General features: G+C 64.6%; 22 protein-coding genes. 15 read left to right on the top strand and 7 right to left on the bottom strand.

From position 1 onward, the window contains the following. Nucleotide 1: 1 nt before the first annotated feature. The 5 genes from ABIB66_RS24740 to ABIB66_RS24720 all read left to right on the top strand — a co-directional run bounded on the left by ABIB66_RS24740 (nt 2) and on the right by ABIB66_RS24720 (nt 3,357). Nucleotides 2–652: a cytochrome c oxidase assembly protein gene (locus ABIB66_RS24740; RefSeq protein WP_354207605.1), complete on the top strand. Its 651-nt coding sequence runs from the start codon at nt 2–4 to the stop codon at nt 650–652. Nucleotides 653–730: 78 nt separating this feature from the next. Then, nucleotides 731–1,627 carry a cytochrome c oxidase subunit 3 gene (locus tag ABIB66_RS24735; RefSeq protein ID WP_275174514.1) on the top strand — a complete coding sequence of 299 codons (897 nt, stop codon included), beginning with the start codon at nt 731–733 and terminating at the stop codon, nt 1,625–1,627. A 99-nt stretch (nt 1,628–1,726) separates the two neighbouring features. Beyond that, the gene (locus ABIB66_RS24730) at nt 1,727–2,128 is read left to right on the top strand and encodes a DUF983 domain-containing protein (protein WP_354207608.1); all 402 of its coding nucleotides are present in this window, start codon (nt 1,727–1,729) and stop codon (nt 2,126–2,128) included. Beyond that, nucleotides 2,125–2,877, top strand: a complete 753-nt coding sequence (locus ABIB66_RS24725) for an SURF1 family protein (RefSeq protein WP_354207610.1) — start codon at nt 2,125–2,127, stop codon at nt 2,875–2,877. The genes ABIB66_RS24730 and ABIB66_RS24725 overlap by 4 nt, the downstream gene beginning before the upstream one ends. 114 nt (nt 2,878–2,991) lie before the next feature. Then, entirely contained in the window at nt 2,992–3,357 is a 366-nt protein-coding gene (locus tag ABIB66_RS24720) for a nuclear transport factor 2 family protein (RefSeq protein ID WP_354207612.1), read from the top strand. On the opposite strand, the gene ABIB66_RS24715 is transcribed toward ABIB66_RS24720, so the two are convergent. Further along, complete coding sequence (locus tag ABIB66_RS24715) at nt 3,354–4,694, bottom strand: histidine kinase (protein WP_354207614.1); 1,341 nt, start codon at nt 4,692–4,694, stop codon at nt 3,354–3,356. The genes ABIB66_RS24720 and ABIB66_RS24715 overlap by 4 nt on opposite strands. A gap of 85 nt (nt 4,695–4,779) precedes the next feature. Between ABIB66_RS24715 and ABIB66_RS24710 the strand changes: the two genes are divergently transcribed. The 5 genes from ABIB66_RS24710 to ABIB66_RS24690 all read left to right on the top strand — a co-directional run bounded on the left by ABIB66_RS24710 (nt 4,780) and on the right by ABIB66_RS24690 (nt 10,105). Then, on the top strand, nt 4,780–5,424 hold the full coding sequence (locus ABIB66_RS24710; RefSeq protein WP_008541266.1) for a response regulator transcription factor: 645 nt from the start codon (nt 4,780–4,782) through the stop codon (nt 5,422–5,424). A gap of 570 nt (nt 5,425–5,994) precedes the next feature. Beyond that, complete coding sequence (gene thrC / locus ABIB66_RS24705; protein ID WP_354255966.1) at nt 5,995–7,413, top strand: threonine synthase; 1,419 nt, start codon at nt 5,995–5,997, stop codon at nt 7,411–7,413. After that, nucleotides 7,410–8,699, top strand: coding sequence for a M16 family metallopeptidase (locus tag ABIB66_RS24700; protein WP_007599446.1), 1,290 nt, complete (start codon nt 7,410–7,412; stop codon nt 8,697–8,699). The genes thrC and ABIB66_RS24700 overlap by 4 nt, the downstream gene beginning before the upstream one ends. A 39-nt stretch (nt 8,700–8,738) precedes the next feature. Continuing rightward, complete coding sequence (locus tag ABIB66_RS24695; RefSeq protein WP_007599447.1) at nt 8,739–9,326, top strand: GNAT family N-acetyltransferase; 588 nt, start codon at nt 8,739–8,741, stop codon at nt 9,324–9,326. A 122-nt stretch (nt 9,327–9,448) separates the two neighbouring features. Continuing rightward, nucleotides 9,449–10,105, top strand: coding sequence for a hypothetical protein (locus ABIB66_RS24690; protein WP_354207930.1), 657 nt, complete (start codon nt 9,449–9,451; stop codon nt 10,103–10,105). Between the two features lie 182 nt (nt 10,106–10,287). Here ABIB66_RS24690 and ABIB66_RS24685 read toward each other — a convergent pair whose 3' ends face one another. The 5 genes from ABIB66_RS24685 to ABIB66_RS24665 form a co-directional block, all read right to left on the bottom strand. Continuing rightward, entirely contained in the window at nt 10,288–10,773 is a 486-nt protein-coding gene (locus ABIB66_RS24685) for a F0F1 ATP synthase subunit B family protein (RefSeq protein ID WP_027570043.1), read from the bottom strand. 5 nt (nt 10,774–10,778) lie between these two features. Next, entirely contained in the window at nt 10,779–11,342 is a 564-nt protein-coding gene (locus ABIB66_RS24680; RefSeq protein WP_275174508.1) for a F0F1 ATP synthase subunit B family protein, read from the bottom strand. A gap of 60 nt (nt 11,343–11,402) precedes the next feature. Beyond that, nucleotides 11,403–11,633 (bottom strand): F0F1 ATP synthase subunit C, encoded by a 231-nt coding sequence (locus tag ABIB66_RS24675; protein WP_007599451.1) that lies wholly within the window; start codon nt 11,631–11,633, stop codon nt 11,403–11,405. Between the two features lie 53 nt (nt 11,634–11,686). Further along, complete coding sequence (locus ABIB66_RS24670; RefSeq protein WP_354207619.1) at nt 11,687–12,436, bottom strand: F0F1 ATP synthase subunit A; 750 nt, start codon at nt 12,434–12,436, stop codon at nt 11,687–11,689. Nucleotides 12,437–12,550: 114 nt separating this feature from the next. Continuing rightward, nucleotides 12,551–12,925: an AtpZ/AtpI family protein gene (locus ABIB66_RS24665; RefSeq protein WP_211395574.1), complete on the bottom strand. Its 375-nt coding sequence runs from the start codon at nt 12,923–12,925 to the stop codon at nt 12,551–12,553. A gap of 75 nt (nt 12,926–13,000) precedes the next feature. On the opposite strand from ABIB66_RS24665, the gene ABIB66_RS24660 reads away from it, so the two are divergent. The 3 genes from ABIB66_RS24660 to ABIB66_RS24650 all read left to right on the top strand — a co-directional run bounded on the left by ABIB66_RS24660 (nt 13,001) and on the right by ABIB66_RS24650 (nt 14,473). After that, nucleotides 13,001–13,243, top strand: coding sequence for a hypothetical protein (locus ABIB66_RS24660; protein WP_275174506.1), 243 nt, complete (start codon nt 13,001–13,003; stop codon nt 13,241–13,243). Between the two features lie 73 nt (nt 13,244–13,316). Beyond that, a complete protein-coding gene (locus ABIB66_RS24655; RefSeq protein ID WP_354255963.1) occupies nt 13,317–13,865 on the top strand; it encodes a hypothetical protein in 549 nt (182 codons plus the stop codon). 134 nt (nt 13,866–13,999) lie between these two features. Continuing rightward, nucleotides 14,000–14,473 (top strand): secondary thiamine-phosphate synthase enzyme YjbQ, encoded by a 474-nt coding sequence (locus ABIB66_RS24650; RefSeq protein WP_354207624.1) that lies wholly within the window; start codon nt 14,000–14,002, stop codon nt 14,471–14,473. An 81-nt stretch (nt 14,474–14,554) separates the two neighbouring features. Here ABIB66_RS24650 and ABIB66_RS24645 read toward each other — a convergent pair whose 3' ends face one another. Next, nucleotides 14,555–16,180 carry an MFS transporter gene (locus tag ABIB66_RS24645; protein ID WP_275174503.1) on the bottom strand — a complete coding sequence of 542 codons (1,626 nt, stop codon included), beginning with the start codon at nt 16,178–16,180 and terminating at the stop codon, nt 14,555–14,557. A 344-nt stretch (nt 16,181–16,524) separates the two neighbouring features. On the opposite strand from ABIB66_RS24645, the gene ABIB66_RS24640 reads away from it, so the two are divergent. Both ABIB66_RS24640 and ABIB66_RS24635 read left to right on the top strand, forming a co-directional pair. Then, complete coding sequence (locus tag ABIB66_RS24640) at nt 16,525–17,196, top strand: response regulator (protein ID WP_275174502.1); 672 nt, start codon at nt 16,525–16,527, stop codon at nt 17,194–17,196. A gap of 966 nt (nt 17,197–18,162) precedes the next feature. Then, nucleotides 18,163–19,194 carry an alpha/beta fold hydrolase gene (locus ABIB66_RS24635; RefSeq protein ID WP_275174501.1) on the top strand — a complete coding sequence of 344 codons (1,032 nt, stop codon included), beginning with the start codon at nt 18,163–18,165 and terminating at the stop codon, nt 19,192–19,194. Nucleotides 19,195–19,197 lie beyond the last annotated feature (3 nt).

Here is a 19,197-nt window from a genome sequence, read left to right as displayed (position 1 = left end):
CATGGATCAGAAGCCGACCATATCGCAGGATCAGAGCCGGACGGCCACCAAGGCGCATAGGCCTTCCAAGGGGCTTGGCCGCGACGTGGTGGTCGCCTCGATCTGCGGCGGCGTGGTCGCGCTGATGGTCGGCGCCTCCTACGCGGCGGTGCCGTTCTACAACTGGTTCTGCCGCGCCACCGGCTTCAACGGCACGACCCAGGTCGCGACCTCGGCGCCGGCCAGCGGCCCGATCGCACGGAAGATCGCGGTGCGCTTCGATTCCAACGTCGCGCCCGGCCTGCCCTGGAAGTTCGAGCCCGAGCAGAGCGAGATCGAGGTCAATATCGGCCAGGTCGTGACCGTCTTTTATACGGTGACCAACCAGGCCGCGCGGACCACCGCCGGCCAGGCCGCCTACAATGTCGCGCCGCTGACGGTCGGATCCTATTTCCAGAAGATCAACTGCTTCTGCTTCACCGAGCAGACCATGGCGCCCGGCGAGAAGCGCGAGATGCCGGTCGTGTTCTACGTCGATCCGTCGATCGCCGACGACCACGAGAACGACGGGCTGAACACCATCACGCTGTCCTACACGTTCTATCCGGTGAAGGATCCGGTGGTGAAGCCGCTGGCATCTGGTGAGAACGACAAACGCAAGGGAAATCTCTGACCGCCGGGCTCACGTCCGGGGGGTGGAAACAAGGGGATAAGTGCCGGACAGGCACGGGATTGAGGAGCGAGACCGCATATGGCAACGGCGCACACCAAACATCACGACTACCACCTGGTCGATCCCTCGCCATGGCCCGTCGTCGGCTCCATCTCGGCCTTCATCATGGCGGTCGGCGCGATCACCTGGATGCACCACATGTTCTCGGCCGCGCCGATCATCTTCGGTGTCGGCACCGTCGGTGTGCTCTACACCATGGCGAGCTGGTGGGCCGACGTGATCAGGGAAGCCCAGTACAAGGGCGACCACACCCGCGTCGTGCAGCTGCATCACCGCTACGGCATGATCCTGTTCATCGCCTCCGAGGTGATGTTCTTCGTCGCCTGGTTCTGGGCCTATTTCAACGCAGCGCTATTCCCCGCCGACGCCGTCCACGCCACCCGCGATGCGGTGTTCGGCTGTGGTCTCGGGACCGCGGCCGGCGCCTGCGCCGTGCCGGGCACCTGGCCGCCGCACGGCATCGAGACCTTCGATCCCTGGCATCTGCCGCTCCTGAACACGCTGATCCTGCTCACCTCCGGCACCACGGTGACCTGGGCCCACCATGCGCTGCTCGAGAACGATCGCCAGGGCCTGAAGTATGGCCTGATCCTGACCGTCGTGCTCGGCGCGCTCTTCACCTGCGTGCAGGCCTATGAGTACAGCCACGCGGCATTCTCCTTCGGCGGCAACGTCTACGGCGCGACCTTCTTCATGGCGACCGGCTTCCACGGCTTCCATGTGCTGGTCGGCACCATCTTCCTGCTGGTATGCCTGTTCCGCGCCTATGCCGGCCACTTCACGCCGACCCAGCATCTCGGCTTCGAGTTCGCCGCCTGGTACTGGCACTTCGTCGACGTGGTCTGGCTGTTCCTGTTCCTCTGCATCTATGTCTGGGGACACGGCGCCGAGACCATGGCCCACGGCGCGCACTGAGCGGGCTGACTTCGGATCGAGAAAGGGCGGCCCCGGGGCCGCCCTTTTGCTTTTTTGCGCGCAGGGGTTTCGGCAGAAACTGTGATAGACCCTGTCATCATGAACAAAGCCGACGACACGTCCGAGTCGCAAGCCACCGTCCTGCAGAGCGCGCTGCGCGGGCTTGCCTGCAAATGCCCGCGCTGCGGCCAGGGCAAGCTCTATGCGGGCTTCCTGACGCTTGCGCCGTCCTGCGACCGTTGCGGCCTCGACTACGCCTTCATCGATTCCGGTGACGGCCCGGCGATCTTCATCATCATGCTGGCCGGCGCGATCGTGGTCGGCTGCGCGCTCGTCGTCGAGGTCAAGTACCAGCCGCCGTACTGGCTGCACGCGGTGTTGTGGCTGCCGTTGATTCTCGCAACCACCCTGCTGCCGTTGCGCGCCATGAAGTCGCTGCTGATCGCGCTGCAATTCCACCACAAGGCGGCGCCGGGCCGGCTGGTCGACCGCGCGAAATGAACGAGACCGCGCGCAAGCCCCGCGTGGCCGGCTTCGCGCTGTTCACGCTATTCCTGACCGCGGTCTGTGTCGTGCTCGGTGTCTGGCAATTGCAGCGCCGCCTCGCCAAGCACGAGCTGATCGCCGCACTCACCGAGCGTCTCGCGGAGGCACCGGTCGCTCTGCCGCCGCCGGCACGATGGGCCGCGCTAAGCCCCGCGCGCGATGAATTCCGCCGTGTCAGCTTTACCGCGACCTATGCGCCATTGCCCGACGCGATGGTCTATTCCCCCGGATCCGCCGTGCGCAAGGACGCGTCAGGGCCCGGCACCTGGGCGTTCCTGCCGGCACGGCTGCCGAGCGGCGAGACGGTGGTGATCGATGCGGGCTTCGTCGAAAACACCATGCAGGATCGCAGCGTCGAGGATCGCGCGGTCAAGAAGCTCGTCACGGGGCAGGAGGTCTCGTTCACCGGCTATCTGCGCTTCCCCGAAGCCCCTGGCTGGCTGACCCCGGCGGAGAACCGCGACAAGCGGCTGTGGTTCGTGCGCGATCACGTGGCGATCGCGAGCGCGCTGGGCTGGGGCGCGGTTGCGCCGTTCTATGTCGACCTCGAGCAGCCGGCGCCCGAGAACGGCATTCCGCGGCCGGGGCCGCTCGACGTGCATCTCAAGGACGATCACCTGCAATACGCCATCACCTGGTTCACGCTTGCAGGCGCCGTGCTCATCGCCTTCGCCGTGTGGGCAAGAGGGCGGCGGCGGGGCTGAGCTACTTAGATCCCTCCAGGGAACCCGGTATCGCCCGGGGTTTACCATTCAGCGCACATTCACGAGTGTGGTCCTAAGCCGCCATCGTTTTTCCGCGGCAGACAGGATTGCAGCGTGAGCGATTTCGACCAGATGGGAATTGTCGTCGACTGGGTCGATGCCTGCAGGAAGGGCGACCTTGCGACGCTCCTCGATCTCTATGCGGACGACGCCCAGGTCGAATGCACGTGCAACGGCGCGCAGCGCTATCACGGCCGGAGTGAGCTCGAAGAATATTGGCAGCCGCGGCTCAGCGCTTTCTCGTCGGCAGGTTTCGGGCTGGAGGAAATCCATCCTGCGCCCCACGGCGTCGATCTCGAATATTCCGTCGGCGGCGCGCTGCGCATCCGCGCCTCGTTTTGCTTCAGCCTGGACGGCAAGATCCGCACCACGCTGTGCGAGCCGGCGCGACAGAACGCGCAGCTTGGCTGTGCGTGCTAATCGTCGATGAGCGCCTCGCGTGCCGGTGCGGCGGGAAGGCGGCAGCGCACAGAGGTTCTATCGTCCACGCGCAGCAGTGACAGCGATCCGCTGAGTGCGCGCACGCGCTCATGCATGCCGGTCAGGCCGCGGCCGAACACATTGCCTTCGGGAAAGCCGCCGCCGTCGTCGGAAACCTCGATGACGACCGTCTCGCTGGCGAAGGTCGCCTGCACATGGGCATTGCTGGCGCTGGCGTGGCGCAACACGTTGGTCAGCGCCTCCTGAATCACGCGATAGACGGTCTGAGCCAGCGGCCCGTTGATCCCGTTGAGATCCGGATCAACGGTGTCCGTCAGGTTGATGGACGGCGCCTGCTTGCGAAAATTCCGGAGCAGCGTCTGCACACTGGTCTCCAGGCCCAATTCCTCGATGTAGAGCGGTCGCAACCGGTCGAGGATGCGGCGGTTGGTCTGCTGGAGCGCCTCGACCGATTGCAACACATCCTGCGCCGAACTGCCGGGATTTCCCGCCGGGGGCGAGGCGTCGGCCAATGCGATCGTGCCGGCGCGGATGCTGAACAGCAGCGGACCGAGTTCGTCGTGCAGTTCGCGCGCGAGATCGCGCCGCTCGTCGTCCTGGAGCGACACTAGGCGGTGCAGCAGGTCGCGATTGTCCTGGCTCAACTGCGCCAGCGTTTCGGCCAGCGCGTTGGCCTCCTCGCAGCTTTGCCGGATTTCCGGCGGTCCTCCGACCGGGATCGGCGTTGCGTAGTCGCCGCGCCGCATCCGCGTGAGCCCTTCGCCGAGATCTTGCAGCGGGCGCAGGGCCGATCCCGCGAAAACATAGGCAATGGTACCGGTGAGCACCATCAGCGCGGCAACGAGGATGGTCAGCGCGAGAAAGCCGATCCACTTCTCGAACAGATCGGCCGACAGGTCCGGCAGGAAGACGAGATCGCCGACACGCTGGCCGTCGATCGTCACCGGCGCTGTCGCGTCCATGACCGGAACGGTGAGCAGGTCGACAAACCATTGCGGTACGCCATGCGGCTTGCGCAGGCTGCCCCTCGCTGAGGACGCGGGACCCGTCTCCACGGCACGGAATTGGATATCGGAGGAAGTGTCCAGAGAATGGACAAAGGCGTCGAGCGTCTGCCGCGGATTGTTCGAGGTGCGCAGGGTGTTGTTGAGCGCGGCGGCAACGGTCTGGATCAAACGCCGCCCCGGCTCGTTCTCGTCCGCCAATTGGTCGGTCGCGAAGGTTTGGAGCAGCACGCCGCCCATGATCAGCGCGGCGAGGAAGCTGATGCCGAGCGGCAGAAACAGTTGGGTCCTGAACGAGAAGCGTTGCCACATTAGGTCAATTCTAACGCGCATCGGTCCGATTTGCTCTTTCCATTTGTTCCCGTCGGTTTATGAGTCGAAAAACTAGAGAACTGCGATGCAAGATACTGCCAAGCCGGCGACCCGCGTCCTGATTGTCGACGACCACCCCGTGGTGCTGTCGGGTTGCCGCACCCTGTTCGCCTCCGACCATTCGATTCGGATCGACGAGGCGACCGACGCCAAATCCGGGCATCGCGCCTATGTCAGCAAGCGGCCCGACGTCACAGTGATCGACATCAGCCTGCCCGACGTCTCTGGCTTTGAACTAATGCGACGCATTCGCAAGGACGATCCCGACGCCAAGATCATCATGTTCAGCATGAACGACGATCCGGCCTTCGTAGTGCGGGCGGTCGAGCTCGGGGCGCAAGGCTACGTCTCCAAGGGCGACGATCCCCGCATCCTGCTCAAGGCGGTGCGCAAGGTCGTTGCGGGCGACAATTTCATCTCACCGCAGCTCGCCGAAGCCGTGACGTTTTCCGGCGCGGCGATCAAGGCCAATCCCGCCTCGCAGATGACGCCGCGGGAGCTCGAGATTCTCCGCCTGCTGGGGCGAGGCGACAAGATCGTCGAGGTCGCCGAGGCGCTCGGTATCTCCTACAAGACCGTCGCCAACACCACTTCCCTGCTCAAGCAGAAGCTCGGTGCCAAGAACCATTCCGACCTGATCCGGATCGCGGTGGAAATCGGGATGAACTGACGCCCCGGGGCGCCGAACCGGCTGCTCCAGGATGCTGCCGGTCCGGCGGGCGGACCGGTCTCGGCGCAGCCGGGCAATGCATGGAAAGTGCCGACACCATCCGCCGACACAATGGGCCGAGCCGTCGTTCGTTCCCGAACTGTCCGGCCGTTCGGGAATTAATGGCAATGCGTGATGCGAGACTGCTCAAGAGCGTTTGCTAGCGCCGAAACGTGTCGGGAAAAATAGGAACATTTTCTCGCGCATCCAGTTTTGACCTTGACGATCGCGTGACAGGCGATGAAAGCTTGCGCGAACAGTTTTTGCGGGTCGGTGACCCCAACAGGCAAAACCGGTCTGCACACAACGACAGACCTTCCAAGAGAGGGCTGCGGCATTGCCGCAGCCCTTTTCGTTGGCAGCGCATTTCGTTGGCAGTGCTTTTCGTTCAATGGCCCCAGTTGCGAAGCGGTTTCCCGATGCCGCAAAACACTTTATGGTGGCTCAAAGCTTCTGGCTGTTAACAAGTAATTTCGTAAAATCAAAGGCTTGCGGATCGAGCTCAGGCTCGGCCGGCCTTTGGAGGGCAGTTTGACTCGTTATATCTCGACCCGGGGCGAGGCCCCCGAACTCGGCTTCTGCGACGTGATGCTGACCGGGCTCGCCCGCGACGGCGGCCTGTATGTGCCGGCCATCTGGCCGCAACTCTCGACTGACGCCATCGCCGGCTTCTTCGGTCGCCCCTATTGGGAGGTCGCGGTCGAGGTGATCCGCCCCTTCGTCGCCGGCGAGATCTCGGACGCCGAGCTCGGCCGCATGGCGAACGAGGCCTACGCCACCTTCCGCCATCCGGCGGTGGTGCCGCTGCGCCTGATGGCGCCGCATCAGTTCGTGCTGGAGCTGTTCCACGGTCCGACGCTCGCCTTCAAGGACGTGGCGATGCAGCTGATCTCGCGGCTGATGGACCACGTTCTCGCCAAGCGCGGCCAGCGCACCACCATCGTGGTCGCGACCTCGGGCGACACCGGCGGTGCTGCGGTCGACGCGTTCGCAGGGCTCGAAAATGTCGATCTCATCGTGCTGTTCCCGCATGGCCGCATCTCCGAGGTGCAGCGGCGGATGATGACGACGACGGGCGCGGCCAACGTCCATGCGCTCGCCGTCGAGGGCAATTTCGACGATTGCCAGGCCATCGTGAAGGCGATGTTCAACAACCACCGCTTCCGCGATGCGACGTCGCTGTCCGGCGTCAATTCCATCAATTGGGCGCGCATCGTCGCCCAAGTGGTCTACTATTTCACCTCCGCCGTTGCCGCCGGCGCACCCGCGCGCGCGGTGGACTTCGTCGTGCCGACCGGCAATTTCGGCGACATCTTTGCCGGCTATGTCGCCAAGCGCATGGGTCTTCCGGTGCGGACCCTGGGCATCGCCGCCAACGTCAACGACATCCTGGCGCGCACGCTGAAGACCGGGATCTACGAGGTGCGCGAGGTCCACGCAACGGCGTCGCCGTCGATGGACATCCAGATCTCCTCGAATTTCGAGCGGCTGCTGTTCGAGGCTGGCGGGCGCGATGCCGCCGGCGTGCGCCGTCTGATGGATTCGCTGAAGCAGTCGGGGCGCTTCGTGCTGCCCGATGCGACGCTGGCCGCGATCCGCGAGGGATTCGACGCAGGCCGGGCCGACGAGACCGAGACTGCGGCTGCGATCCGCGCCGCCTGGCGCGAGGCGGGCGAGCTGGTCGACCCCCACACCGCGGTCGCGCTTGCGGTCGCCGACCGCGACACCACGGACAGGACGGTTCCCAGCATCGTGCTGTCCACTGCCCATCCGGCCAAATTCCCTGATGCGGTCGAAGCGGCCTGCGGCCAGCGGCCGCAACTGCCGGCCTGGCTCGATGGTCTGATGACCAAATCCGAACACATGAAGGTGATGAAGAACGACCAGGCCGAGGTCGAGCGGTTCGTGCTGTCGGTCAGCCGCGCCGCGAAACAGGGAGTTGCCGGATGAGCGTCGAGATTTCCAAGCTTGCGTCCGGCCTGACTGTCGTCACCGACAAGATGCCCCATCTCGAGACCGCGGCGCTCGGCGTCTGGGCCGGCGTCGGCGGGCGCGACGAGAAGCCCAACGAGCACGGGATCTCGCATCTCCTGGAACATATGGCGTTCAAGGGCACGACGAAGCGCTCCTCGCGCGAGATCGTCGAGGAGATCGAGGCGGTCGGCGGCGACCTCAATGCCGGCACCTCGACCGAGACCACGTCCTATTATGCGCGGGTGCTGAAGGCCGACGTGCCGCTCGCGCTCGACGTGCTCGCCGACATCCTGGCCAACCCGGCCTTCGAGCCCGACGAGCTCGAGCGTGAGAAGAACGTCATCGTGCAGGAGATCGGCGCGGCGCAGGACACGCCTGACGACGTCGTGTTCGAGCATCTCAACGAGCTCTGCTATCCCGACCAGCCGATGGGCCGCTCGCTGCTGGGAACTGCGAAGACCTTGCGTGCCTTCAGCCGCGACTCGCTGCGCGACTATCTGTCGACGCATTACCGCGGGCCCGACATGGTGGTGGCGGCAGCCGGGGCGGTCGATCACAAGCAGGTGGTCGCCGAGGTCGAGCAGCGCTTTGCCAGTTTTGAGGGGACAGCGGGTCCCAAGCCGCAACCCGCGCAGTTCGGCAAGGGCGGCACCAAGGTGGTGCATCGCGAGCTCGAGCAGGCGCATCTGACCCTGGCGCTGGAGGGCGTGCCGCAGACCGATCTGTCGCTGTTCTCGCTCCAGGTCTTCACCAACATCCTCGGCGGCGGGATGTCGTCGCGGCTGTTCCAGGAGGTGCGCGAGAAGCGCGGCCTCTGTTACTCGATCTACTCGTTCCACGCCCCCTATACCGACACCGGCTTCTTCGGCCTCTACACCGGCACCGATCCGGCCGATGCGCCCGAGATGATGGAGGTCGTGGTCGACATCATGAACGATTCGGTCGAGACCCTGACCGAGGTCGAGATCGCGCGGGCCAAGGCGCAGATGAAGGCGGGGCTGCTGATGGCGCTGGAGAGCTGCTCGTCCCGCGCCGAGCAGCTCGCCCGCCACGTGCTGGCCTATGGCCGGCCCCAGACGGCCGAGGAGCTGGTGGCCCGGATCGACGCCGTCAGCGTCGAATCGACCCGTGATGCGGCGCGTGCGCTGCTTTCGCGCAGCCGCCCTGCGGTTGTCGCATTGGGCAGTGGCAGGGGTCTGGACACGGCGGTGTCTTTTGCGGAAGGATTGACCCGGGCACGCGCCAAGGCGCGGCTGCATTAGGAGCCGCGCACGGGTTGAACCGCCCCGGGAAGCATCACCATGGCCCTCTTTCGCCTGCCATCCAGTGGACCCGCCGCTCTCGCGCCGCGCGGCAATGGCCTGTTGCTACGCGCGCCGCAGATGTCGGACTTCCTGCAGTGGGCCCATCTGCGCGAGTCCAGCCGCGATTACCTGACGCCCTGGGAGCCGATCTGGCCGTCGGACGATCTCACCCGCTCCGGCTTCCGCCGTCGCCTGCGCCGCTATTCCGAGGACATCGCCGCGGATCGGTCCTATCCCTTTCTGATCTTCCGGGAGCTCGACGGCGCCATGGTCGGCGGCATCACGCTCGCCAATGTCCGTCGCGGCATCGTCCAGGCGGGCACCATCGGCTATTGGGTCGGGAAGCCTCACGCCCAGCGCGGCTACATGACGGCCGCGCTGCGGGTGCTGCTGCCGACGCTGTTCGGCGAGCTCAATCTGCACCGGGTCGAGGCCGCCTGCATCCCGACCAATGCGCCGTCGATCCGGGTGCTGGAGAAGTGCGGTTTCTCCCGCGAGGGCCTGGCGCGCCGCTATCTCTGCATCAACGGGGTCTGGCAGGACCATTTGCTCTTCGGCCTGCTGCACGAGGATTTCCGCGGCTGAGCCCGTTCATTCATGTGACCAAAGTCTCCTGTGTGCCTGCCTTGGGTTCGCCGGTTTTGACGATATAACGGCGCAACCCGGCCGGTGATCGGCCGTGATGTCGTCATGGAGTATGGGTGTTGATGGTGCAGGAGCTTCGGTCATCGCGGAATGCGTTGCGGCGGGGGGCAGCGGCCGCGCTGGCGTTGTCAGTTGCGCTCGTCTCCGTCTCGCCGGTCGCGGCGCAGTCGCTGACCGATCGATTCAAGGGCCTGTTCGGCGGCAAGTCGGACGAGCCGGCCCAACCCAAGCCGGCGCCTGCACCAGGCCAGCCGGCGGCTGACGACGATCTTGATTGCCCGCAGGTCACGGTGCGTGCCGGAGCCTCCACCTATGCGGTCGGTGCCACCGGCAAGCCGGCCGTCGGCAATGAGATCCGCTTCCAGGCCACCATCACCAAGATGGCGCGCGAATGCGCCCGCAATGGCGGCGATATCACGGCCCGGATCGGCATCCAGGGCCGCGTCATTGCCGGCCCCGCCGGCGCGCCTGCGACCGTCGAGGTGCCCCTGCGCGTCGCCGTGGTGCAGGGCGGCGTCGGCGAGAAGGTGATCGCTTCCAAGGCCTACCGGACCACGGTCGGAATGTCGGAGGGCGGCAGCGTGCCGTTCACCTTCGTGGCCGAGGATCTGGTCTATCCGATGCCGTCGGCCAAGGACGCCGATAGCTACATCTTCTATGTCGGCTTCGATCCGCAGGCGCTGTCACCCGAGCCGAAGTCGCGGGCGAAGAAGAAGTAGGCGAATGATTTGCAAGTGACCGTCATGCCCGGGCTTGTCCCGGGCATCCACGTCCTTCGCTCCGCCTGAATAGAACGTGGATGGCCGGGACAAGCCCGGCCATGACGACGAGAAAGCAAACTTTCAAACAAAAAAGCCGGCGCTGATCGCGCCGGCTTTTTGATGGGTGAAGGCGAGACCCCTCAGTTCAGCTTCTGCCGAACCTCGGTGATGCCCTTGGCGAGCAGATCGTCGGCGACCTGGCCCCTGACTGACTGCGACAGGATCGTGGAGGCGGCCTGGACGGCGGCTTCGGCGGCTGCGGCGCGAACATCGGCGACCGCTTGGGCCTCGGCGAGCGCGATCTTGCCCTCCGCGGTCTTGGTGCGGCGAGCGACGAAATCTTCCACCTTGGCCTTGGCCTCGATTGCGATGCGTTCGGCTTCGCTCTTCGCGTTGGCGATGATGTCGGCGGCCTCGCGTTCGGCCGAGGCGGTGCGCGCCTTGTAGTCGGCGAGCACCTTGGCGGCTTCCTGCTTGAGGCGCGTCGCATCGTCGAGCTCGGCCTTGATGCGATCGGCGCGATGGTCGAGCGCAGTCATGGCCTTCTTGAAGACCCCGAGATAGCCGAACACGACCATCAGGATCACGAAGGCGATGGCGACCCAGGTTTCAGGATCGAAGAACATATCGATTAACCCTTCAAGGACGCATCAACGGCGGCATTGACCAATGCCGCGTCCGGAACCACGCCGGTGAGCTGCTGCACGATGGTGCCTGCCGCATCGGCCGCGATGCCGCGGACGTTGCTCATGGCGGTCGCACGGGTCGAGGCGATGGTCTTCTCCGCCTCGGCGAGCTTGGCCGCCAGTTGCTCTTCCAGCGCCTTGCGCTCGGCGTCCGCCTGCGCATTCGCCTTGTCGCGGGATTCGTTGCCGATGGCCTGCGCACGCGAGCGTGCCGAAGCAAGCTCGCTTTCATAGGCCTTCAGCGCCGCTTCGGACTGGTCCTTCAGCTTCTGCGCTTCGGCGAGGTCGCCCTCGATCTTGTTCTGGCGCGCCTCGATCGCCCCGCCGACGCGCGGCAAAGCGAGCTTGGACACGATCACGTAAAGCGCGACGAAGAAGATCGCGAGCGACACCAGCTGCGAAGCATAGGTGCCGCTCTCGAACGGCGGAAAACCGCCACCGTGACCGCCTTCGGACCCGGTGTGGGCGCCCGCCGCCGGACTTTTCGCCCCGCCATGACTTTCAGCCATGGATTACTCCTGTTGCAGCCATGCGCGTCGCTTCGGTCGAAGCGGCGCGAAAAATCGTTCTCAGAGCGGAACGAACAGCAGCAGCAGCGCGATCAGCAGCGAGAAAATTCCGAGCGCTTCGGTCACGGCGAAGCCGAAGATCAGATTGCCGAACTGGCCCTGAGCGGCCGAGGGGTTGCGAACGGCTGCGGCGAGGTAGTTGCCGAAGATCACGCCGACGCCGACGCCCGCGCCGCCCATGCCGATGCATGCGATGCCCGCGCCGATAAGTTTTGCTGCTGCCGGATCCATTTTAGACTCCTTGGAAGAAAGATTGGGTTTTGGGTGGAAATTCCCCGGACCGCTCAGTGTCCCGGATGAATGGCGTCGTTGAGGTAGATGCAGGTCAGGATCGCAAACACATAGGCTTGCAGGAACGCGACCAGAATCTCGAGAGCGTACAGCGCGACCGTGAGCGCCAGCGGCAGCACGCCGCCGACCCAGCCGAGGGCGCCGAGCGAGAAGCCGAGCATGGCGACGAAACCCGCGAACACCTTCAGCGCGATGTGGCCGGCCAGCATGTTGGCGAACAGACGAACGCTGTGGGAGACCGGCCGCAGGAAGAACGACAGAATCTCGATGAACATCACCAGCGGCAGGATGTAGCCGGGGACGCCGTGGGGCACGAAGATCGAGAAGAATTTCATGCCGTTCTTGGCAACGCCGTAGATCAGCACCGTGAAGAAGACCAGCAGCGCGAGCGCCGCGGTGACGATCAGATGGCTCGAGATCGTGAAGGTGTAGGGGATGATGCCGACCAGGTTCGAAACGCAGATGAACATGAACAGCGAGAAGATCAGCGGGAAGAACTTCATGCCTTCCGCGCCGGCCGTCGAGCGGATCGTCGAGGCCACGAACTCGTAGGAAATCTCGGCGACCGACTGCAGGCGTCCGGGAACCAACTGCGTGCCGCTGGCGAGCATCAGGATCGAGATGATCGCGACCGCCACCAGCATGTAGAGCGACGAATTGGTGAAGGCGATCGTGTGGTTGCCGATATGGCCCAGGGTGAAGAGAGGCTCGATGTTGAACTGGTGGATCGGATCGATTTTCATCAGCGCGGCATCTCTTGGTCTGCCGGGCGATGCCGGCGGGTCTCGGTCTGCCGGTCGGGCCCGGCCCGTACCGGCGCGAGCCGGCACGATCATTCCTCTCCTGGAGTGGATCGCTTAAGAACCACCGCGCCTGTTCTGACCCGCGCCTGCCGTTCTCACCACATTCACCACGCCGGCGACGAAGCCCAGCAGCAGGAACACGATAAATCCGAAAGGCGACGTCGACAGCAAGCGGTCGAAACCCCAGCCAATCCCCGCTCCGACAACGACCCCGGCGACCAACTCGGAGGATAACCGGAAACCAAGCGCCATCGCCGAGGCTCTGGCCGCTCTGTCTTCACCGTCACCTGCGGGTTGCTCGGTCTTGATGTGGCGGCCGCGAAATTCGGACAACCGCTGATCAAGATTTCCGAGCCGTTCGGAAAGCGCAGCTTCCTCGGGCGATCTATCGCGATCTCCATTCTCGCCGTGTCCCGTGCCCTGTGTCATGCAACGAAGACCCGAAACGCCGCGGCTGAATGGAAATTGCGCCCGCCACCCTCAAAAGCCGCGCGGACCATACTGATGGCCCATAATCAAGTCAAGCCAAGTCACGATTGCGTCCATTCCCGTTATGTATCTGATTTATTTGAAAATATCGACGCGAGCGGCAGCGCTGCACACAGCGTGACGCCGCACCGCAGCAGGTCTCCGCTTGATCGGCGGATGCAGTCGCCATTTCACCCGGCTGCCGGGATCAAAGGGGGTGCCGCGATCGTTCATGTCAAAGGCGCGTTTTGGGCGGCGGATCGCCTCGCCGGGGTGTAGAATTTGCGAGAAATGCCACCTTTATGAGCGCCATGTTTGGAAGTCCTACCGGCGCGTCGTGGCGGAGAACGCGATGAGACCAGCGAATTCGTCTACAGCATCATCCACAGCATCATGGCTTGCCGCGGCGGCGTTCGCCGCGGCGCTGGCGGTCAGCGCCGGCGGCCTCGCCGCGCAATCCGCGCCTGACAGCGAAAACGGCCGCTACAGCATGACCCCCATCCCCGAGGGCGTGCTGCGGCTCGACAGCCGCACCGGCACGGTGTCGACCTGCACCCGGAGCGGCGCCGGCTGGGCCTGCTACGCGGTGCCCGATGAACGTACCGCGCTCGACGCCGAGATCGGCAGGCTCCAGGCCGAAGTCGAGACGCTGAAGGGACGACTTGCGGCGGGGCCGACCGTGTCAGGCAAGATCGACGAGGCGCTGCCGAAAACCGATCCGCTCAAGAAGGCGGAGCCGCAAGCACGAGAACCAAAGGCCGCCGAGGGTGATCGCAGGATCGAGATCCCGCTGCCGAGCGACCAGGACGTCGATCGCGTGATGTCGTTCCTGGAAAAGGCCTGGCGTCGGCTGATCGACATGGCGAACCGCGTGCAGAAGGACGTGTCGGGGAAGATTTAGCGCATGGCGAGATGCGGTAGGGTGGGCAAAGGCGCGACGCGCCGTGCCCACCAATCTTCCAACTATACAGGGCGAATGGTGGGCACGCTTCGCTTTGCCCACCCTACGGCAGCTTTCGATCAGGCGAGACTTTCATGACGTCAGGCAAATCCATCACGCGCTCGGCGCCATCGTCAGTGCAGGCCACCACGATCGCATCGTCGCTGCTGACCGTGCAGACGCCGGGCCGCGGCTTCACCGATCTCTCCGGCGAAGCTGCGAAGTTCGTCGCCGAGGCAGGCGCGCGAGACGGCGCGTTGACGTTGTTCGTTCGTCACACCTCGGCATCGCTGACGATTCAGGAGAACGCCGATCCTTCCGTGCTCGTGGATCTCACCACGGCGCTGTCCCGGCTCGCACCGGAGAACGCCGGCTGGACGCATGATGCCGAGGGACCCGACGACATGCCGGCGCACGTCAAGACCATGCTGACCCAGACTTCGCTTCATGTGCCGGTCCTGAGCGGCAAACTCGCGCTCGGCACCTGGCAGGCGATCTACCTGATCGAGCACCGCAAGCGCCCGCACCGGCGCGAAATCGTGCTGCAATTCGTCGGCGGCAATCAGTAGGGCGTTTTCGAGCGGGGTGGATAAAACAAAACCGGCCGCGGAGACCGCGGCCGGTTGGTGTTGATCCGGATCTGCCGTCGATCAGTTCGACTTGATATCGACGTCCTTGGTCTCCGGCAGGAAGAACAAGCCGATCACGACGGTAATCGATGCGAAGATGACCGGATACCAGAGGCCCGCATAGATATCGCCGGTCGAGGCCACGATGGCGAAGGCGGTCGCCGGCAGCAGGCCGCCGAACCAGCCGTTACCGATGTGGTAGGGCAGCGACATCGAGGTGTAGCGGATGCGGGTCGGGAACAGTTCGACCAGCATCGCGGCGATCGGGCCGTAGACCATGGTGACGAAGAGCACCAGGACGAATAGCAGCCCGACAACCGCAGCGACCTGCGGACGGAAGATGTCGAACGGATGCGCCATCTTCACGATGCCTGCATCGCCGGGCTTCGGATAGCCGGCCGCCTGCGCGGCGGCGAGGAGCGCCGGATTGCCGTCCTTGGCGTTGGCGTAGGGAACTTCCTTGCCGTTGACCACCACCTTCACGCCGGAGCCCGCCGCACCCGGCGTGGTCGAGTACTTGACCGACGACTGCGACAGGTAGGCACGCGCGGTGTCGCAAGGCGACGTGAAGACGCGGGTGCCGACCGGGTTGAACAGGTCGCCGCAACCCGCGGGATCCGCCACCACGTCGACCTTGACCGACTCGATCGCCTTTTCCAGCGCCGGGTTGGCGTTGGTGGTGATCATCTTGAAGATCGGGAAGAAGGTCAGCGCCGCGATCAGACAGCCGCCGAGGATGATCGGCTTGCGGCCGATCTTGTCGGACAGCATGCCGAACACGATGAAGAAGCCGGTCCCGAGCAGGAGCGACCAGGCGATCAGCAGGTTGGCGGTGTAGCCGTCGACCTTGAGGATCGATTGCAGGAAGAACAGCGCGTAGAACTGGCCGGTGTACCAGACCACGCCCTGGCCCATCACGCCGCCAAGCAGCGCCAGCAGCACGAGCTTGCCGTTCTGCCAGTTGCCGAAGGCTTCCGTCAGCGGGGCCTTCGAGCTCTTCCCCTCGTCCTTCATCTTCTGGAAGATCGGGGATTCGTTGAGGCGAAGCCGGATCCAGACAGAGACGCCGAGCAGCAGCACCGAGACCAGGAACGGAATGCGCCAGCCCCAGGCTGCGAAGTCGGGTTCGCCGAGCGCGGAGCGCGTGAACAGGATCACCAGCAGCGACAGGAACAGGCCGAGCGTCGCCGTGGTCTGGATGAAGGAGGTGTAGTAGCCGCGCTTGCCGTTCGGGGCATGCTCCGCGACGTAGGTCGCCGCACCGCCATACTCACCGCCGAGCGCCAGGCCCTGGGCGAGACGCAGCGCGATCAGGATGATCGGGGCCGCGATGCCGATGGTCGCAGCGTTGGGCAGCAGGCCGACAATGAAGGTCGACAGACCCATGATCAGGATGGTGACGAGGAAGGTGTATTTGCGACCGACGATGTCGCCGACACGGCCGAACACGATCGCGCCGAACGGGCGCACCAGGAAGCCCGCGGCGAAGGCCAGCAGCGCGAAGATGTCGCGGGTTGCCGGCGGATAGGCCGAGAAGAACTGCGCGCCGATGATGCCGGCCAGCGAACCGTAGAGATAGAAATCGTACCACTCGAAAACGGTACCGAGCGAGGAGGCGAGAATGACGAACCGTTCGTCCTTCGTCATCCCTCCCGCGCCTGCTTGAGACACAGCCATTGTCGACATGTTGAGTCGCTCCCCGAAAAATCGTTTCCTCGCGCCCTGGATGCCCGGCCATGCCGGATCAACCCAAGCCTTACCCCCAAGGTAACATTGGCGTGAAACCCGCCCCAATACGACTTTCGGCCTTTCGCACTGACGCTCGCCTGACGCCGCGGGCGTTCCATTCGGCAACATAGTGCCGGCCTGTGGATTAACCCCGTTGCAGCAAAGGGATAATGTCCACTTGCATGCCACGGCTGGTCGGGAAAGAATTGACCCAAGGGCCTGCGCCGGCTTACTGGCCCGGTGCGATTGCCAGCAAGAGAACGATGAACGCTCCCTCGACCCATCTCGTCATTGCCGATGACCACCCGCTGTTCCGCGACGCGCTGCGGCAGGCGGTGGCGGGCGTCCTGAGCTCGGCCAGGATCGACGAGGCTGGATCGTTCGAGGATCTGACCAAGCTTTTGGAACAGACCTCCGACGTCGACCTGATCCTGCTCGACCTCTCGATGCCCGGGATCTCCGGCTTTTCAGGCCTGATCTATCTGCGCGCGCAATATCCGGCGATCCCGGTGGTGATCGTCTCCGCCTCCGACGACAGCGCCACGATTCGCCGTTCGCTGGATTTCGGCGCTTCCGGTTTCATTCCGAAGCGCTTCGGCGTCGAGACCCTGCGCGACGCCATCCTCAAGGTGATGGAGGGCGAGGTCTGGGTTCCCGCCGACACTGATCTGTCGGCGGTCGCGGACCCCGACATGACGCGCCTGCGCGACCGGCTGGTGACGCTGACGCCGCAGCAGGTCCGGGTTCTGATGATGCTGTCGGAGGGATTGCTCAACAAGCAGATCGCCTACGAGCTCGGCGTCTCCGAGGCCACCATCAAGGCGCATGTCTCGGCGATCCTGCAGAAGCTCGGCGTCGAAAGCCGGACCCAAGCCGTGATCGCCGCCGCAAAGATCGCCGGCGGCCAGTGGAAGCAGGGCACCCCGACGGGGTGAGTCCCTAGCGGGCGAGCTACGCGACCGCGCCTGTGTCGCCCCTCTGTCAATCCGCGCGCGCAAAAATATTCCACTTTACCGAAATTCGGAAATGGCGTATGTGTCGCCTATCCCGGCTCATCCTTGAGGGGCGATCTTGTGGTCGTCACGTTCGCGAGCCGGGCTTGCGGTGGACGCGGCAGCGTTCGGGTGCGAGAGGCGTGGGCAGGGCGGATTGCTCTCCGTGAGCCCAAGGCTTCGTTCCGACGAGCGGCGCTGCTAGGCTTCGTCTCGTCTGTAAGTTTCCGGCTCCGTCGACAGGGCTGGGAAAACTGCGGCGAAATGGCGGGCCGTGCGTACGGCAAAACCGTGTGGTCCTGGCCGTCGTTGCTACGGTCAAGCTCTTGCGGATGCGGCATCTGCGTCAACCGGCGCGGTGCCGGTGAATTTCGCGAGGACGAGGGAGGCCAGCAGGAACTCGGCTCCCGGGAGAGCACGGCATAAGCCGTCCAACCATCGCGCAGGGAAGGCCGAGTGATTGGCTACACCTGTATGCTGCTGTGCGGTTTTCCTGCGTGTGCTTTTCGCGCAGCGGACCGCGGGTGCCAGCCGGCACCCGGCCTTCCCTGCGCCCTCTTGGATAAGAGGGTGGAATGACGAAGCAAAGCTCGGGCGAAATCAGCCGCGAGGATGCGAAGGTGTGTCCGCAATTCAAAATGCGAGGAACAGTGGCGCTATCGCCTCATACTCCGTCATTGCGAGCGCAGCGAAGCAATCCAGTCTGCCGCCGCGGAGGGATTCTGGATTGCTTCGCTACGCTCGCAATGACGATGTGGAGAGAACGTGCGCCACACTCCGTTCTCGTGTCCCGGCGATCGGGCCGCAGATGCTGGAACCGGAACCTCACAACTTCTCACAACTCCAAACGGGTGTCTCGCGGTCGCCGCTGCTAGTCAGTGCATGGCCGATCAACAAGGGAGCAGCACCATGACACAGAGCATTGACCAGCACCGCCGCCAGTTCTTTGGCGTCGCCGCAGGAACTGTCGCCGCCGGCCTCGGCGTGATCGGCCTCGCCCGCGCCGAATCGGAAGCGCCGCGCTATTCCGCAACGAACGCCTCATTCGGCGCGATCAAGCAGATCGATGCCGGCGTCCTCAACGTCGGCTACGCGGAAGCCGGTCCTGCGAACGGTCCCGTAGCGATCCTGCTGCACGGCTGGCCCTACGACATTCACGCCTTCGTCGACGTCGCGCCGATCCTGGCGAAGGCCGGCTATCGCGTCATCATCCCCTACCTGCGTGGCTACGGCTCGACGCACTTCCTCTCCGACGAAACGCCGCGCAACGGCGAGCCGGCAGCAATGGCCGCCGACATCATCGCGCTGATGGACAAGCTCGACATCAAGAAGGCGGTCGTCGCCGGTTTCGATTGGGGCGCGCGCACCGCCGACATCATCGCTGCGCTGTGGCCGGAGCGCTGCCGCGCGCTGGTGTCGGTCAGCGGCTATCTGATATCCAGTCAGGCCGCGGGCAATGCACCGCTGCCGCCGTCGGCCGAGCTGCTCTGGTGGTACCAGTTCTATTTCTCGACCGAGCGCGGCCGCGCCGGATACGAGAAGTACACGCATGATTTCGCAAAACTGATCTGGAAGCTGGCCTCGCCGCAGTGGAAGTTCGACGACGCCACCTTCGACCGCAGCGCGGCGGCGCTGGACAACAAGGATCACGTCGCGATCACCATTCACAATTACCGCTGGCGGCTCGGGCTTGCCCAGGGCGAAGTGAAGTACGAACATCTCGAAAAGAAGCTCGCCGCGGGTCCGGTCATCGACGTGCCGACCATCACGATGGAAGGCGACGCCAACGGCGCCCCGCATCCCGACCCGAGCGCCTATGCCAAAAAGTTCTCGGGCCGCTACGAGTTTCGCCTGATTACCGGTGGCATCGGCCACAATCTGCCGCAGGAAGCACCACAAGCCTTTGCCAAGGCCGTCATCGACGCCGACGGCGGCGCCTGACCC

It is taken from the genome of Bradyrhizobium sp. F1.13.3, assembly GCF_040548265.1.
Lineage (GTDB): Bacteria > Pseudomonadota > Alphaproteobacteria > Rhizobiales > Xanthobacteraceae > Bradyrhizobium.
The sequence above is the reverse complement of the archived record's forward strand: the minus strand, read 5'-3'. Positions and strand labels throughout refer to the sequence as shown.